14 protein-coding genes are annotated in these 17,229 nt (G+C 57.5%); 7 read left to right on the top strand and 7 right to left on the bottom strand.

Annotated features, from left to right (window positions below):
* Positions 1–2: 2 nt before the first annotated feature.
* The 3 genes from J5289_RS19575 to J5289_RS19565 all read left to right on the top strand — a co-directional run bounded on the left by J5289_RS19575 (position 3) and on the right by J5289_RS19565 (position 3,360).
* Positions 3–140 carry a hypothetical protein gene (locus J5289_RS19575; RefSeq protein ID WP_209186721.1) on the top strand — a complete coding sequence of 46 codons (138 nt, stop codon included), beginning with the start codon at positions 3–5 and terminating at the stop codon, positions 138–140.
* A gap of 127 nt (positions 141–267) precedes the next feature.
* Positions 268–1,947 carry a thiamine pyrophosphate-binding protein gene (locus tag J5289_RS19570; protein ID WP_209186722.1) on the top strand — a complete coding sequence of 560 codons (1,680 nt, stop codon included), beginning with the start codon at positions 268–270 and terminating at the stop codon, positions 1,945–1,947.
* 39 nt (positions 1,948–1,986) lie between these two features.
* The gene (locus J5289_RS19565) at positions 1,987–3,360 is read left to right on the top strand and encodes a DHA2 family efflux MFS transporter permease subunit (RefSeq protein WP_209207554.1); all 1,374 of its coding nucleotides are present in this window, start codon (positions 1,987–1,989) and stop codon (positions 3,358–3,360) included.
* Positions 3,361–3,697: 337 nt separating this feature from the next.
* On the opposite strand, the gene J5289_RS19560 is transcribed toward J5289_RS19565, so the two are convergent.
* The 7 genes from J5289_RS19560 to J5289_RS19530 all read right to left on the bottom strand — a co-directional run bounded on the left by J5289_RS19560 (position 3,698) and on the right by J5289_RS19530 (position 11,993).
* A complete protein-coding gene (locus J5289_RS19560) occupies positions 3,698–4,819 on the bottom strand; it encodes a tyramine oxidase subunit B (protein WP_209186724.1) in 1,122 nt (373 codons plus the stop codon).
* Between the two features lie 21 nt (positions 4,820–4,840).
* Complete coding sequence (locus J5289_RS19555) at positions 4,841–6,154, bottom strand: enolase (RefSeq protein WP_209186725.1); 1,314 nt, start codon at positions 6,152–6,154, stop codon at positions 4,841–4,843.
* Between the two features lies 1 nt (position 6,155).
* Complete coding sequence (locus J5289_RS19550) at positions 6,156–7,565, bottom strand: glycerate kinase (RefSeq protein ID WP_209186726.1); 1,410 nt, start codon at positions 7,563–7,565, stop codon at positions 6,156–6,158.
* 185 nt (positions 7,566–7,750) lie between these two features.
* Positions 7,751–8,815 (bottom strand): ABC transporter ATP-binding protein, encoded by a 1,065-nt coding sequence (locus J5289_RS19545; protein ID WP_209186727.1) that lies wholly within the window; start codon positions 8,813–8,815, stop codon positions 7,751–7,753.
* Between the two features lie 12 nt (positions 8,816–8,827).
* A complete protein-coding gene (locus J5289_RS19540) occupies positions 8,828–9,661 on the bottom strand; it encodes a carbohydrate ABC transporter permease (RefSeq protein ID WP_209186728.1) in 834 nt (277 codons plus the stop codon).
* 2 nt (positions 9,662–9,663) lie between these two features.
* The gene (locus J5289_RS19535) at positions 9,664–10,587 is read right to left on the bottom strand and encodes a carbohydrate ABC transporter permease (RefSeq protein ID WP_209186729.1); all 924 of its coding nucleotides are present in this window, start codon (positions 10,585–10,587) and stop codon (positions 9,664–9,666) included.
* A 149-nt stretch (positions 10,588–10,736) separates the two neighbouring features.
* Positions 10,737–11,993, bottom strand: coding sequence for a sugar ABC transporter substrate-binding protein (locus tag J5289_RS19530; protein WP_209186730.1), 1,257 nt, complete (start codon positions 11,991–11,993; stop codon positions 10,737–10,739).
* A 195-nt stretch (positions 11,994–12,188) separates the two neighbouring features.
* On the opposite strand from J5289_RS19530, the gene J5289_RS19525 reads away from it, so the two are divergent.
* From J5289_RS19525 to J5289_RS19510, 4 genes are all read left to right on the top strand, one after another.
* Positions 12,189–14,171, top strand: a complete 1,983-nt coding sequence (locus J5289_RS19525) for a cellulase family glycosylhydrolase (protein ID WP_209207555.1) — start codon at positions 12,189–12,191, stop codon at positions 14,169–14,171.
* A gap of 86 nt (positions 14,172–14,257) precedes the next feature.
* Complete coding sequence (locus J5289_RS19520) at positions 14,258–14,977, top strand: GntR family transcriptional regulator (RefSeq protein WP_209186732.1); 720 nt, start codon at positions 14,258–14,260, stop codon at positions 14,975–14,977.
* A 58-nt stretch (positions 14,978–15,035) separates the two neighbouring features.
* The gene (locus J5289_RS19515; RefSeq protein WP_257623451.1) at positions 15,036–16,205 is read left to right on the top strand and encodes a PLP-dependent transferase; all 1,170 of its coding nucleotides are present in this window, start codon (positions 15,036–15,038) and stop codon (positions 16,203–16,205) included.
* 95 nt (positions 16,206–16,300) lie between these two features.
* Positions 16,301–17,095 carry an aldolase gene (locus J5289_RS19510; protein WP_209188236.1) on the top strand — a complete coding sequence of 265 codons (795 nt, stop codon included), beginning with the start codon at positions 16,301–16,303 and terminating at the stop codon, positions 17,093–17,095.
* Positions 17,096–17,229: the final 134 nt, after the last annotated feature.

Here is a 17,229-nt window from a genome sequence, read left to right as displayed (position 1 = left end):
CCATGGCGGACGAGGGTTTCAAGAAATTCCTGATCGACAACAAGATGGGCGACGATTGGGTCGGTGAAGAAGAGACAACGAAATTGATGCATGCAAGCTTTGATATTCTCAAACAGTACAAAGACTTGATTCAACCGTAAGGTTGGCCGGCCTTGTCTTGACGGACTGGCTCACGGCGGGGCGTTCCTGACGAGGGATGCCCCGCATCACTGTCTGATTGGCCGCTCCAATGGCCGCCACTTTCCAATTCCCAAGGAGCTGAATTCCATGGAACTGCGCCAGAACACGATGACCGGAGCGCGACTGCTGGTGAACGCACTGGTAACGCAAGGTGTTGACAGGGTTTTCTGTGTGCCCGGTGAAAGCTATCTTGGCGTGCTGGACGGTTTGGCGGATGTGCAGGATGTCATCCAGACCATCACCTGCCGGCATGAAGGCGGTGCTGCAATGATGGCCGAGGCGGATGGAAAACTGACCGGCCGGCCCGGGATTTGCATGGTAACGCGCGGGCCGGGAGCGACCAATGCCAGTGCAGGCGTCCACGTGGCCTTTCAGGATTCCACGCCGCTTATTCTGTTCATCGGTCAGGTCGGCAATGACGTCATGGAGCGCGAAGGCTTTCAGGAGATCGACTACCGGCGGATGTTTGGCCAGATGGCCAAATGGGTGGCGCAGATCGACCACGCAGACAGAGTTCATGAATTCGTTGGGCGCGCTTTTGCCGTGGCGACGTCCGGCCGCCCCGGCCCGGTCGTCTTGGCGTTGCCGGAAGACATGCTAGTTGCGGAAGCACCCCAGCCGGCGACCAAGCGCGTACGCCCCTTTGAGATATCACCATCCGTTGCCCAGATGCAGGATTTTTCCGGGATGATTTCCGCTGCGGAAAAGCCCGTGATTGTCATTGGCGGCAGTCGGTGGAGCGAACCCGCCAAACGTGCCGTTGAGGAGTTCGCCGAACGGAATGCGCTTCCTGTCATCGCGGCTTTCCGGCGCCAGGATAAGTTCGACAACGATCACCCCTGCTATATCGGCGAGATCGGCCTCGGCGTGAACCCCGCCTTGCGCAAGACTATTGATGACGCAGACCTTGTCATCCTGTTGGGAACGCGAATGGGGGAAGTTGCGTCCAGCGGATATGCGATGCTCGACGTGCCCTCGCCCCGTCAGAAACTCATTCACATTCACGCCTCGGCCGACGAACTCGGTCGGGTGTACGCGCCCGATCTGTCAATCAACGCTACGCCGCAAGGCTTTTCGTCGATGCTTTCAGCCTTGCCGCTTCTGAAACATAACACTTGGCCAGAGCGCACTGCAGCGGCGCGAAGCCAGTACGAAGCGTGGCAGCTTCCAAAGCCGGTCCCGGGCGCGTTCAATCTCGGCGAGGCAATCCTGTGGCTGCGGGATTACCTCGGAGAGGACGCCATCCTGACAAACGGCGCCGGCAATTTTTCGGCCTGGCTTCACCGCTTCCATCGCCACCGGCGTATCGGCACGCAATTGGCGCCGACAAGCGGCTCCATGGGATATGGCGTTCCTGCTGCCGTTGCAGCCAAGCTGCGCTTCGCCGACCGCCAGGTCGTCTGCATCGCCGGCGACGGTGATTTCATGATGACCGGTCAGGAACTGGCGACCGCCATTCAGTACAAGATCGCGCCCATCTTCGTTGTGGTGGACAACGGCATGCTTGGAACGATCCGCATGCATCAGGAGAGCCGATTTCCCTCGCGGCCGATGGCGACGGATCTCGTCAACCCCGACTTCGTGCTGCTTGCTAGGGCTTACGGCGCGCACGCGGAATATGTCGAGCGGACCGAGGATTTCACCGCTGCTTTCCAGCGGGCCGAGGCGGCCGGGCGGGTTGCGCTCATTCACGTCAAGGTCGATCCCGATGCATTGACGGCCAATCGTTCCCTGACGCAAATACGGAATGCCGCGCTCGGAACATGATGCAGATGGCGATTAAATCATCCGGCGGGAAATAAGACATTGGAAACACGAAAATTTGTGCCGCTGATCGTGGCGTGTGCCATCATTATGCAACAGGTCGATTCGACGGCAATCACCACCGCATTGCCGTCGATGGCCAAAGCTCTGAATGTTTCCGCGCTCAGTCTTCACTCGACGATTACCGTTTATCTGCTGGCGCTCGGCATCTTTCTGCCGATCAGTGGCTGGCTCGCGGATCGCTTTGGCGCCAGACAGCTGTTCATTGCCGCCATCGGTATCTTCACGCTCGCTTCGTTGCTGTGCGCGGCAACGAGCAGCCTGACGACATTGGTAATCGCGCGGCTGATTCAAGGTTTCGGTGGCGCGCTCATGCTGCCAACAGCTCGCCTCATCATCGTGAGATCAGTGCCGCGCACCGAATTGGTTTCTGCCATGCTGTTGATGAGCATGCCTGCTGTCATAGGGCCGACCATCGGTCCACTCATCGGGGGATTTATCGTCAGTATCAGTTCCTGGCGCTGGATATTCTGGATCAATCTTCCCTTTGGCATTCTCGGGATACTGCTAACGTGGCTGTTTATCGAAACCATTCCACTTGGCGATCGGAAGCCATTCGATTTTATCGGATTTGTCCTTTCAGGCTGCGGCATCGGGGCCGTCATCCTCGGCTTTGATCTTTTCTCTGACGGTAGGGGTTTCGCCTCGCTTCTGCTTGCAGCCGTAGGCATGCTGTTGCTCGTCGCATACATGCTTTATGCCCGAAACCGAAGGGATCCCATCCTCGATCTGACGCTGTTTCGCTATCCAACGTTCCGATCTAGCCTGTTGGGAGGCTCGCTGTTCCGTATGGGCTTTGGGGCAATACCTTTCATGTTACCTCTCATGATGCAGGAGGTATTTGGTTACAGCCCGCTGCAATCGGGCGTTGTCACGTTCGTATCGGCCATAGGCGCCTTTGGCATGCGAACAATCACGAAGCGCATCTTGCACCGTTTCGGCTTTCGCAGAGTTCTGTGCTGGAATGCAATCATTGCCAGCGCCTCCATAGGTCTTTGTGCTCTTTTCACGCCAATGACCGCACCAGCGTTGATGATGCTCGTCATTCTGCTCGGGGGCGTGTTCCGGGCATTGCAGTTCTCAAGCATCAACACCCTGGCTTTTGCAGATGTCGAATCGTCCGAGATGAGTCACGCCACAACATTATCACAGATGGCACAGCGGTTGGCTCAAAGCATGGGCGTGGCAGGCGCCGCAGCAATGCTCAGCATTTTCTCCGACCAGTCAGGCGGTCTGACTGGTTCAGCGTTCTCAAAATCTTTCGTTATCGTTGCTGTTTTCTCAGCCCTATCGTTTTTCTCGTTCTCTATGATACCGAGAAGAGCAGGTGACCTTCTCGCCGGGCGAGCTAGTTGACGGCGGAAAGACTGGTGTTCAATAACTTTGCTCGGAAATACGCTGCATCAATCACGCATTCGCCAATGTATCCGGATACGCTCGGGCATCCAACTCACTTGCGCTTGATTGGATTCGAACCTGCGGCACCTCACCCAAGAAATGTGATGGCGACCCGATTAGTGTGCGACTTGAGGGGATTGCAACTTCTGGTGCCAAGATTGTAGCAGACCAGACAAAATCAAGCAGGTGCATGGCAACTCATGCTTCTGCCGCCACCGGCAACAGAAGCATGAGTGGATGAATAGGCGTGGCGACGACCTATCGTAACTATTAAGACTTTAAGCGCGTCAAGGGCTCAGCCTTGTTTTGGTTGTTCCCAAAGATTCAGCGACTGGCCAATGTCTCTCCTCATCGCATTTTCGTAAAGCTCGTACCCCCAGCTAATATCGAATACAGCCATGCCGCAGGCGATGAAAATAATGCGATCGTCCGCCGCTTCGCGTCCGGACTTTTGGCCGTTTACGACATCACCCATTCCTGTGGACTCATGTAGCTGTGGCAGCTTAGCGGCGTCTATTAGGCGATAGAATGGGCCGCCGATGACCCCGCTATAGTAGGCCTCCTTGTCGCCTGATCCGATCGCGTCTTCGACGTAGGCCTCATGGAGAGGGGTATGATCGTATACAATCTTGCAACTGGTCAGGAAAGATTCGTCAGTGTTGACTGGGCCAGAAACGAGGATTGTTGCTCCCTTCTTGATCCACCTGTCTTCAAAGAATAGCGGTTTGAGGCGAGAGGCCGCGACCGTAATGACATCCGCGTCGCGGAAACCGGCCTCCGCATTGTCAACTCCGATGGCTGGTATCCCATATTGCTGACTTACCCAGCTGGCAAACTCGTTGGCCCTTTCGAGGAAGAGGTCGAAACAGATAACCTTCTCGATCGACTTCATCTGAGTCATCATTGCAACGAAGCAGGCCTTGTTGATAGGGCCACAGCCGACAACCGAAGCGACCTTAGAATTCGGATTTGCTAGATGCTTTGCGGCGACGCCCGGCACGCCGCCGGTCCTGGCCGCGCTTAGAAGGTTTGCCGACATCAGCGCGAGCGGTGCGCCCGTTTCCTTGTCATTGAGCATCATCGTCAGAATCGAGCGCGGCAATCCCTTGCCGGCATTCGCATGGTTGGAGCCGTACCATTTGTTACCGCAGACATCGAAGCGTCCACCGAGATAGCCTGGCATGGCAGCGAAGCGGCGGTCGGGGCCGGCTACCGGCATGTTTGGGAAACGTGTCTGCTTCGGAAACATGATATTCAGGCCGTGACTGTTGTGATTGGCACCACCCATGAGGTAGTCGCCTTCACCCAGCAGGCTGAAGGTCTCTTCGCAGACGCGAACGCATTCTGCCGCGTTGAGAACGCCAGCTTCGATCATGTCAGGTTCGGAAAGATAGAGAAAATCAATTCTGGGATACATGTTATTGCCTTGAACTCGGAGTTAAGCGCTTGCTGTCTGAAGGTTTGAACTTGACGCTTTTGCAAAGCGGAGAAGCGGGGAGATGTCGAAGAGCCGGCAGCCGGGACTGCGGGCATTGGCGCGCATCAGGAAGTTGAGCTTTTCGATGCGTTCGCCAGAGCGCGGCGCGCCGTTCTTCTGGAACGGCACCTGCAGGCCAACGGAAAAGTCCATGACCACGTCGTCAACGACACCGCCCGAGCGGCCCGACGGCACGGCAATCATCCCGTGATCTGTAGCGAAGCGGTAAGCATCCATGGCTTCCGTGATGGTACCGACTTGGTTCGGCTTGAGGATAAATCCCTCGACGGCGCGCGTCTGATGGGCACGGCGTAGCAGCGGCAGGCTTGTCACAGTCAGGTCGTCGCCGAGGACCAGCGTGCGCGGCAGCGCCTTGACGGCACGACTATAGCCGTCCCAATCGTTTTCATCGAGAAGGTCCTCGATGAAGACGAAATCGAAGGTTTCTGTCAGGCCCTTGACGTAGGCGATCAACGCATCGGCCGAAACACGTTCGCCCTTGAGCAGGTAGGTGTCGCTATTCTTGTCGTACATTTCGCTGGAGGCGCAATCGAGAGCAAACGCGACGCGACCGGCATAACCGCAGGCATCGATGGCCTTCTTCATTAGCGAAAGGACGATCGCTGGATCGTCGGAGGGCGCGGCGTAGCCATAGGAGCTTGCCACCTGAGGCATGTGGCCAAGATAGTCCGTGAGAATATCGGCGAGCTTGTGGAAGATCGCCACCGCCATCTCGATCGACGTGTCGATGCTGTCAGTGCCGTATGGCACGATCATAAATTCGTTGAACGGCTGCACCATGTTCTCATAGCGGCCGCCGTTGATGACGTTGAAGCAAGGCACAGGTACGGTCTTGAGGTCGCCACCGGCAATATGCCGGTAAAGAGGCATGCCGCGCGACGCCGCCGCCGCCCGGAACACGGCGATCGATGCGGAGTAGATCGTATTGCCGCCGAGATTGTGCTTGTCCGGCGTGCCGTCCAGCGAAATCATAGTCTCGTCAATCGCGCGCTGGTGGAAGACGTTCATGCCGATCAGGGCGGGACGAATAATCTCCAGCGCCTTCTCGACCGCGTTGTGAACGCCCAGTCCCTTATAGGAGGTCGGGTCGCCGTCGCGTAGCACGAATGCCTCGTGCATGCCGACGGAAGTGCCTGTCGGCGCGGCGCCGAGCCCTATGGACCCACTTTCCGTCCGGACCTCGATTTCGATGGCCGGACGGCATTTGCAGTCGATGATCTGTTGGGCGTGAAGGGAAACGATCTTGTCTTCCATTTTAGTTCTGACCCTTTGCTTCCGGAACGTACATGATCGTGAGATCGCACAAATTGGTGCCGGTATTGCCGGTGAAGACGGCCGACGAGACCGGCTGCAGCGCTTCGAAGCAGCTGTGCTCGCGAAGACTGTGGAAGAGGTTGATGCCTTTGGCCGCCGCGGCGCCCATTGTGGTCGAATCAGCAATCCCGCCGGCCACCTTCGTCGTGCCATCCGTGCCCTCGCTGTCGATGGACAGGAGGCAGGCGCCCTGCGTCTTTGCCGCGGTGATGGCGAAGCTGACGGCCATCTCCTGGCCGGGGCCACCATGGCCTCGGATCAGCGAGCTGTCTTCGATCAGCGTCGTCACCTCGCCTGAACTCAGCAACACGCATGGCGCCTTGATCGGATTGCCATAGGTTTGGATTTCGCGCGCCATCGCGGCAAAGAAGGTTCCGGCATCGCGTGCCTCGCCTTCGAGGAAGGACGAGACGATCATCGCCGGAATGCCCATCTCGTCGCAGATTTCCTTGGCGTAGATGCAGGAATCGGGGAGCGTGTTCAGCAGGAAATAGGTGTTGTCCGGAAACGCCTTGGGCGTCTCTGCTTCCGGCCCGGCATTCATCAGATGATTGACGATCGTTTTCGGCAGGCGATCGGCCAGATTGCGGTTGTTGATGGTGGCGCGGGCATCGTCCAGCGTCGTCGCATCCGGTCCGATCGGCGTGCTCTTGTAGGCGGCGTAGGGGACAGATATGTCGGCCGTCGCCGGATTGCCGACCGCATCGCTGATACCGAAGCCAATAAGTTCGGCGCCGACGTCCTGGATGCGCTTGGCAAGCATGCCGCCGTTCAGCGCTGATATGTGACGGCGAACAGCATTGATCTCATAGATTCCGGCGCCCGATTTCAGAAGAACATCGGTGGCATCGATCTCGTCCTGCAGCGAAATGCCATCGATCGGGCAGGACATCAATGCGGAGCTTCCGCCACTGATGACGCAGAGGAAGAGGTCGTCAGGCCCGGCCTGATCAATGATCTCGATGATCTTGCGCGATGCCCGGTGACCCTCTTCGTTGGGCAGCGGGTGGCCGCCGATAAAAACTTCGGTGCGATGAAAGCGGTCTGCCTCTTCCGCGACCTTGACGATCGCGATTCCCTTGGTCAGGTGGTCGCCGAGTACATGATCGACGGCCATGGCCATGTGATTGCAAGCCTTGCCGGCACCGAATAGATAGACGTTCCGCTTTTTAGAAAGGTCCCACGAGGCGGCGCCGATGTGGAGGACACTGCCCTCCATGCGCATGATCGCCCGCATGCGCTTGTAGCTGTCGAGCCGATCCAGTGTTCGGTCGGCGATCTCGAGGACGATCCGCCTTGAGGCGACGTCACCTCGCGAACATACCTCCTCAGAGTTCCTGATTTTTTTCATGACGAATCCGCTTTGTCTGGTTGAGGTGCCTGAGCCCACCCATTCTATAGAAATTGGCCAATGTCGATTGTCGCCAATTTCAGACCGTATGGGTTTGCTTGCAGAGTGCTCGTTCGAGGCTGAGATAGAGGCGTTCGCCGTGTTCGGCTCACAATCCGCTGTCGCTATCTCGAGATGGACCGTGGCTAGTCGATACGCTGACCATCCGCTCCGAAGAAATGAAGATGCGCTGCGGGCAGTTTGACGCGCAGCTTGGATGGTGCTGCCAGGACCATCTCGTTCTGAGTGAAGATTTTGAACGGCACATCGTGGAGCTTCAGGTGAAGGATGAAACCGAGGCCGGTCGGTTCGACAAGATCAACATCCACCTCGAGGCTGGCCTCAGGGTCGAGGATAACGCTTTCAGGCCGGATGCCGACCGTGAGTTTCGAGCCGGCCGGAAGCGGCAATGGCTTTTGAATTGGCAGCGCCGTTCCGTCCTTGAGGACGACGCAACCGCCGTCATTCAACGAGTAGGTCGCGTCCATGAAATTCATGCCTGGCGATCCGATGAAGCTGGCGACGAACAGGTTGGCGGGCCGCCGGTAAAGATCGAGAGGGCTGCCGACCTGCTGCACCCTGCCCTCGTTCATCGCCACGATGCGATCGGCCAGCGTCATTGCCTCGATCTGGTCGTGGGTGACGTAGACGGACGTTGCCTTCAACTCCTTGTGAAGGCGCTTGATTTCCGACCGCATCTGTTCGCGCAGGCGCGCGTCAAGGTTCGAAAGCGGCTCGTCGAACAGAAAGGCCGCCGGATCACGGACGATCGCTCTTCCCATGGCGACGCGCTGTCTTTGGCCGCCTGACAGTGCCTTGGGCCGACGATCCAGAAGTGCCGTCAGGCCAAGGACTTCGGCCGCGCCGGCGACAGCCTGGGCGATCGCGTCCTTCGGGCGCTTGCGCAGCTTCAGGCTGTAGCTCATGTTGTCGGCGACCGACATATGCGGATAAAGCGCATAGGACTGGAAAACCATGGCTATGTTGCGGCTCTTGGGTGCAAGATCATTGACGCGCGTGCCGCCGATCTTGATCTCTCCATCGGAGACATCCTCCAGCCCGGCGATCATCCGCAGCAAGGTGGATTTGCCACAGCCGGAAGGACCGACAAGCACGATGAACTCGCCATTCTCGATGGAAAGGTTGATTTCGTGAAGGACAGTGTGGTGGCCGTACGATTTACGGACGGCGTCGATGGTGATGGATGACATGTTCTAATTCTTTCAGCCTTTGACGGCGCCTGCAGTAAGGCCCTGGACGAGGAAGCGTTGAATGGCGAAGAAGAAGATCCCGACCGGAACGAGTGCCATCACGGAGGCAGCCATCATCTGGCCGAAGTCCACCGAGAACTTTGACACGAAGGTCAGGAGGCCGACCGGGAATGTCGATACCGACCCTTGCGAGATGAGCATCAGGGCGAGCAGCAACTCGCTCCAGGCAGCCGTGAAGACGAAGCCCAGGGTCGCGGCGATCCCCGGCAAGGTTAGCGGCAGGATGATGTGACGGAATGCCGTGAAGCGCGTCGCACCATCGATCATCGCGGCTTCCTCCAGATCCTGCGGCACGCCGTCGAAGAAGGACTGCATCAGGAAGGTGGCGAAGGGAATGTTGAAAGCGCTGTAGACAATGATAAGGCCAAAAAGACTGTTAGTTAGGCCCAGCGTCGAATACATCTTGAAGATCGGAGCAATCAGCATAGCCAGGGGAAACATCTGGGTCAGCAGCATCAGGGCGAGCATGGCGGCTTTGCCTCGAAAGGTGAAGCGCGACATTGCGTAGCCCGCAAGTGACGCGAGGACGGTAACCACAAATGCCGTCCCCAGCGATACGATAAGGCTGTTTTTGAAGAAGATCGGGAAATCGCTGTTGGTCAGCACATAGGCGTAGTGCTCGAACGTTGCCCGAGAGGGCCACAAACGAACGCCTTCGGAATAAAGGAGGTTGGTCGGCGTGACCGAGACCTTGATAAGCCAGTAGATCGGAAACAGGGCGAAGATCAGGTACGGCAGGAGCGCCAGCCTGTGCAGGAGGGTGAGGAGGAGCTTGGGTGTCTTCATTGTCAGTGACCTTTCAACAAGCTCTTCCGCAACACCATGATCAGTGCGGCGTAGATGAACAGCAGCAGCACCAGCACCACCGCGACGGCTGAGGCGTAACCAAAATCCAGCTGTTTGAACGCGATGGTGAAGATGTAGCTCGACAGGATTTGTGTGTGGTCAGCCGGTCCGCCATTTGTCATGACGACGATCAGATCGGCGAAGTTCGCGACCCAGATCGTTCGAAGAAGCACGGTGATCAGAATGGTGGGTGCCAGGAACGGCACGGTGATCGAGAAAAACCTCTGGATCGGCGAAGCGCCATCGATGGCGGCGGCCTCATAGAGATCGCGAGGAATGGACTGGAGGGCGGCAAGCAAGGTTATCGCGAAGAAGGGTATCCCGCCCCAAACGTTGGCGATGATCGGTCCCCACATTGCGGTCGCCGGATCGGAAAGGATGTTCTTGGGTTCCGACAGCAGGCCCAGCGCGCTCATCCAGTGCGGCAGCGGGCCGACCACCGGATTGAACAGCCATGCCCAGGTCAGGCCCATCAGCAGCGAAGGAACGGCCCAGGGCAGGAAAATCAGGGCCTGGGCAAGGCCACGGCCGAAAAATGGCTTGTCGAGCAGAAGCGCCAGAAAGAGTCCGAACATAAACTGCAGAACGACGGAGGCCGCCGTCCACCAGATCGTATTGAACAGAGCCCCATAGAAGATCTTGTCTCCAAGAATTTCACTGAAGTGTTGGAGCCCTATGTAGCCGCCGGAAAACGGATTGAGGATCTGCACGTCCTGAAAGGCGTAGGAAACGCCAAGTGCGAGAGGAACCAGGATGAGCGCGATAATCAGCAACACTGATGGTGCGGTGTAGAGATATGGCTCTATCATACGGCTCAGCCGCATGGACAATGGCGGCGTTCGACCGTTCGAGAACTGGGACGTCATGCGGATAACCTTTCTGAATGGCATCCTCATCGTGGCGGCTGGGTGCTGCGCTGGGAGTGCGCCGCCGCCTTGCCGCCACGACTTTGGAGCCGGAACGGAACCAAGGCAAGTACGTGTGCCCTGTCCCCATTCATGGTCGATCATCGAGCTTATTTAGTGGACAGGAACTTCTTCTCGGCTTTGGTCATGTAGTCCGCCCACTGATCTGCCATCGCATCACCAGAGATTTCGCCAAGCAAGGCTTGCTGCGACGTCTTGAGCGTCAGCACGTCCTTGAAGTAGGCAAACTCCTGCAAATACGTGGGCATCCGCATCGGCGTCATGTTCGGGTCTGCAAGCTCGTCGAACCAGCCCTTGAACTGGGGCGAAGCATAGAAGGGATCCTTCTGGGCCGACTTCAAAACCGGCAGAGTGCCGACCCGCTTGTTCCACTCCATGTTGCCCTCTGGGCCTTCAAGCGTGGAGAGCAGCTTCCAGGCGAAATCCTTGTTCTCGCTTTTGGCCATCATCGACCAGCCGACGTAACCGATCGTCGGGAAAGCCTTGCCGTCTGAACCCTTTGGCATGGAAGTCACGCCGAAATCCTCAGGCTTCATTCGATCCGCGATTGCGATGAGAGCGTCCGGATCCTGGTCCAGCATCGCGCAGGTGCCGGAATAGAAGCCGGCGACGACTTCGTTGAAACCCCAATTGACGCTGTCCTTCGGAGCAAGACCCTTCTTGTAGTAATCGACGAGGAAATTCAGGCCCTTTTTCCAGCCTGCATCGTTCAACGTCGAGACGCCATCCTTCGTGAAGAAATCGGATGAGCCGGCGTTGGAGGCACCAAACATCATCCAGCCGTTGAGGCCGCCAGGACCGCCACGCAGGCAATAGCCGGACTTGCCGGTCTTCTCGACAATCTTCTTGGAGACGTCGAGGAACTCATCCATGGTCTTCGGCGGCTCGCTCACACCCGCCTGAGCGAAAAGCTTCTTGTTGTAGAACATCGCCCGCAGATAAAGGCCGTATGGCAGCGTGTAGGCGGTGTTCTTGACATCGCGGCCCAGTGCAAGCGCCTGTTCGGTGAGATCGGACGTGTACTGCCACTTGGCAAGGTATGGCTCAAGGTTCTCGAGCTGGCCGTTGTTTGCGTAAAGCGACAGCCAATTGTCAGGCATTTCGACGATGTCCGGCACATCGCCTGCCGAAACCATGGTCGCAAACTTCTGGAATGCTTCACTCCAGGGCAGCGAGGTGATCTCGACTGTCGTTCCCGGGTTGGCCGCCTCGAACTTCGAGACGATGGACTTCAATGTGACGGTCCGTTCCGGACTTGTCAGGACTTCAACAATCTTAAGCTTCGTATCCGCGAACGCGGTGCTGGCCAACAACGACATTGCGGCCACAAGAATTAACCGTTTCATGCAATCCCTTTTTATTAGTATGATCTAAGCATGCTTGATGGCCAGGGGTCTCCAGGACATCTGAAAACTTTGTAAAGACGATTGGCGACAATTGTCAATCGACAATCTTGCGCATATTTATAAATCCGCTTATGCATTTGCTAGCGGGCCTCACCACGCCGGGCCCGCCACTGAAACAGCAAGCAGGATAGAATTATGAAGCTACTGCCTCTTACAGTCCGCGGCGCCTCCTTTCGCGATAGCGCAGGCCGAGAAGCTCTGTTAAGGGGCGTCAATCTTGGTGGCGATTGCAAATTCCCCTATCCCCACGGTGGCACCAATTACCCGTCAGATTTTTCCGACCATCGGACTGTCAGCTTCATTGGTCGGCCTTTTCCTCTGGAGGACGCCGGCGAGCATCTTGGCAGGTTGAGGCACTGGGGGTTCAACGTGCTTCGCCTGCTGACCACATGGGAAGCGGTCGAGCATGAAGGCCCGGGCATCTATGACGAGGCCTATCTGGATTATTTCACAGCCCTTTGCCGCAAGGCCGGAGAATACGGGCTGTATGTCTTTGTCGACTTTCACGAAGATGCCTGGAGCCGCATGACGGGCGGTAGTGGCGCTCCAGGCTGGGTGTTCGAAGCTGTTGGACTTGATTTCACCCAGTTCCACCCGGCGGGCCTGTCGCACGTCATGCAGCTGAAATACGATTACGCCCTGGGCGGTCGGCAGGACAGTTATCCCCAGATGACCTGGGGCTCCAACCATCGGCTTTCGCCCGGTGGCATCATGTGGACCCTGTTCTTCACGGGGCGGCTCTTTACGCCGGACTTTCTAATCGACGGCGTCAACGTTCAGGATTTCCTGCAGTCGCACTACATCGGCGCCATGAAGGCGGTCGCAGCGCGGGTCGCCGACTTCCCGAACGTGTTGGGCTTCGACACGTTGAACGAGCCCGTGCCCGGCTGGATCGGCAAGCAGATCAGCTATCGCCATTTGCGGCCCACTGCCGACAATCCCTCCAACCCGCGCATCGGCCTGGCTCTGTCGCCACTCGACAATCTGCTGGCCGCACAGGGAATCCCGATATCGGTTCCGCGCATCCTGCGCGACCCTGACACAGGTGCGTTTTCGGTCGGCGATGAGGAGATCATCAATCCCGACGGCATATCGATCTGGCTGCCGGGAAAAGCCTGCCCGTTCGAGGCTGCCGGCGCCTATACGGTGAAAGATGGCAAGGTTACCGCGATCGATGAAGATTTCTTCTGCGGTAGCAAGATCCGCCCGGTGAGTGCCGCCGAAGAAGCCTATGCACCGCTTTTCGACGGGGTTTCAGAGGCCATACAGGCCTTCAATCCGTCGTGGGCAGTGTTTGCCGAACTAGAGCCATACAGCATCTATGTCGGCGGTCCCTTCCCTAAGACCATGCCATCGCATTCGGTAAATGCCAGCCACTGGTACGACAGCTCGACGCTGTACACCAAGAGCTTCAATGCCGAGCAAGCCTATGACTTCACCACGCGCCAGATACTTTATGGCCGCGAAGCGATCAAAGCCAGCTATTTGAAACAAATGCAGGACATCGCCGATCTGTCCAAGACTTTAGGGCCCGATGGCGCTCCAACGCTGATTGGCGAATTCGGTATCCCGTTTGACCTCGATGGCGCGGCCGCATACCAAGCTTGGGAAAAAGGCGATCGAAGCAGCGCTCCCTGGCAGCAGCACATCGATGCATTGACGCTGACATATGAAGCGTTTGATGAACTGAAGCTGCATGGCACGCTGTGGAACTATACGGCGTCGAATCGCAACGCCTTGGAGATCGGCGATGGCTGGAACCAAGAGGATCTTTCGATCTACTCAGTTGACCAACGGGAAAATCCCGAGGATCCGAACTCGGGCGGTCGGGCCGTCGAGGGTTTCTGCCGCCCCTTCGTGCGCTTTGCGCAGGGAAATCTGATTGGACTGTCTTTCGCCGCCGACCAGCGTGTTTTCCATGCGGAGATCGAGGTCAACGGTGACATCGAGGCGGACAGCGAAATATATCTTCCGCGGCTCCATTTCGGCAACCAGCCAATCATCGAAACGGACGGCCCGTCGGCAAGCGTCGTCTACGACAGCGCGACACAATGCGCACTGATCCGCGCCGCACACGGATTGCTGCAAATCCGGGTGAAGCCCGAAACCAACTTGTAACACCGGGGCAGGTGTCGCAAGAAAGAGATAGTCATATCAGCCCGTTCGCGTCACTGAGACCGGGGATCGTGGAGGAGACAAATTCGATGGCACTGCGTTCTATTTCGCCGATCGTGAAGATGCCTATCGAGGTGCAGGCAACGGATGCCCTGCGCGACGCCATCGTCAATGGTGGCATCGCGCCGGGCGAACGCATCACGGAGCTCCAGCTATCGGAAGAAATGGGTCTGTCCCGGGCGACATTGCGCAGCGCTCTGCACCAGCTTGCCAAAGAAGGTCTGATGACCCTCATTCCCTACACAGGCTGGAGTGTCATCAGCATGACCTCCGTCGATGTCTGGGAACTTTACACGTTACGATCGGCTGTAGAGCGGCTCGCAGCCCAACTCGTCGCAAGAGCGATTGACGATCGTGGCACGAACGTCGTCCAGACCGCCTTCGCAAGCCTCGTCACCGCCTGTGAAACGGCGAACGGCAGTGCGATTGCCGCTGCGGACTTTGCCCTTCACAAAGCCATCATAGAACTGACCGGACATCATCGTTTGATAGCGCAATATGGCCTTATCGAGCAGCAGATACGGATATCAATCCGGTCCAGTGACGCGCTGATCGCCAGCGGCCACGAAATTATCGAGCAGCATAGACCGATCGTCGATGCCATCCTCGGCAAAAATCCGGAGCTGGCTGGGGCGCTCTCGGAGCAACATAACCTTACCGAGGGGCAGAAATTATCGGATCATCTCCGGTCGCGGGAGGAGACAACACCTCCAGCCGGCGAGCGGAAGCAGTTCATACGCGAACGGTAGAGCCCGTTCGACCATCCCAGACGGCAACGTCGTTGGCGTTCTTTCAAAGGAAATGCACGTGGATTTTGAGGATAGCACTCTCCAGCAAGCTTCCCGCATCGTCGCCCATGATGCGGCCCACGCTTACGATGCCGTGGTCCCGCCCATTGTGCAGACTTCGCTGTTCACATTCTCCAGCTATGAAGAAATGGTCTCGACATATCGCGGAGAGCTAAGCCGTCCTGTTTATACGCGAGGCCTCAACCCGACGGTTCGTGCCTTCGAAGACATGCTGGCAAAGCTGGAAGGTGCCGAGGACGCGCTCGGTTTCGCCAGTGGAATGGCGGCGATTGCCTCCACGGTCTTGTCTTTCGTCAAGCCCGGAGACCGGATCGTCGCAGTGCGACATATCTATCCCGATGCATTTCGGCTTTTCGGCACCTTGCTGGCCCGCATGAACGTCGCGGTGGACTATGTGGATGGGCGCGACCTCAGCGCAGTCCGCAAAGCTTTACCTGGAGCCAAACTGTTTTACATGGAAAGCCCGACGAGCTGGATCATGGAAACGCATGATGTCGGCGCACTCGCGGCGCAGGCCCGCGAATTCGGGGTTCTGACGGTCATCGACAACAGCTGGGCCACCCCGATCTTTCAGCAGCCGTTATCGCTCGGAGTGGATCTGGTTCTTCACTCGGCCTCCAAGTATCTCGGTGGCCACAGCGACGTCGTCGCCGGTGTCGTTGCCGGTTCCAGCGAACTCGTCGGGCGTATCCGTTCAGAAGCCTATCCCTATCTCGGAGGCAAGCTGTCGCCGTTCGACGCGTGGCTCATCCTCAGAGGCTTGCGCACCTTGCCAATCCGCATGAAGGCGCACGAGTCCTCGGCAGTCACCATTGCCCAACGGTTGCAAGCGCATGCGCATGTGGAGCAAGTCTATCATCCCGCCTTAGCCGGGGGCTTGCCGGCCGGTCTGACGGGCACATCAGGGCTGTTTTCGCTTGTTTTCAAGGAAAGCATCGATGTCAGCATGTTTTGCAATGCGCTCAAGTATTTCAAGCTTGGCGTCAGTTGGGGCGGCCATGAAAGTCTGGTCGTGCCGGCGGAAGTCGTCCTTCAGCAAAAAGCACTACCGAACTCAGCCCAAACTTTCGGCATCAATCCGCGGTCCGTTCGCCTGCACGTTGGGCTTGAAGGCACCGAGACGCTCTGGGCTGATCTCGAAAACGCAATCGCGACCGCGGCAGCCTGACCCGGATGGCGTCACCTGCTCTGCATCCGACAGCATAGGTACTTCGACAAGATCTCGAACTAGGGCCTTCTCGGCCAAAAGGCTGGAGCATCCATATGGCAAACTCGCTCAATCACCCTCCACTGTCGCCATATAGTGGGCCGAACCAACCCGACCTCGATACCGAGGAAATCTGCGCCGCCCGCGTCGATCTGGCGGCCTGCTTCAGAATGGCGGCGCGATATGACATGGAGGAAGGCATATGCAACCATTTCTCGGCTGTCGTACCCGGTTACGACGACCTGTTCATTGTTAATCCGTATGGGTTTGCCTTCAATGAACTGACAGCATCGATGCTGCTCATCTGTGACTTCCATGGCAATGTGATCTCCGGCAATGGCGCACCTGAGGCTACTGCCTTCTTCATTCATGCACGAATCCACAAGAATATCCCGCGGGCCAAAGCCGCTTTCCATACCCACATGCCCTACGCGACGGCGCTTTGCATGACCGAAGGCGACCCTCTGATTTTTGCAGGCCAGACGGCATTGAAATTCTACGGGAGAACGGCGGTCGACAGCGCCTATAACGGATTGGCCCTCGACGTCCGCGAGGGAGACCGCATAGCCGGCGCAATCGGCGATGCCGATATTGTCTTCATGAAGCATCATGGCGTCATGGTGTGCGCGCCCAATATCGCTGAAGCATGGGACGACCTGTATTACCTGGAGCGAGCATGTGAAGTGCAAACGCTGGCGCTCTCGACCGGACGGAAGGTCGAGCCGGTAGCTCCGGATATCGCGCAGGCCGCCTATCAACAGATGCGAGAAGGCGATCCGGAATCAGCCAGATTGCATCTGGAGTCGATTAAACGGACTCTGACAAGAGAGGAACCACAGTTCAGGGAATGAAGTTGGGTGCGAAGAGAATAACTCGCCGCCGTCATTTGCCCCAACAAGGTGTGATTTCGAACCTCCGGCTCGCCCGATCAAACCCAGCCGCTTTGATGGAACGCGAACCTCTGGTACCAATCGCAACCGGAAAT

The organism is Rhizobium sp. B230/85, from assembly GCF_019355735.1.
Classification (GTDB): Bacteria; Pseudomonadota; Alphaproteobacteria; order Rhizobiales; family Rhizobiaceae; genus Rhizobium; species Rhizobium rhododendri.
The sequence above is the reverse complement of the archived record's forward strand: the minus strand, read 5'-3'. Positions and strand labels throughout refer to the sequence as shown.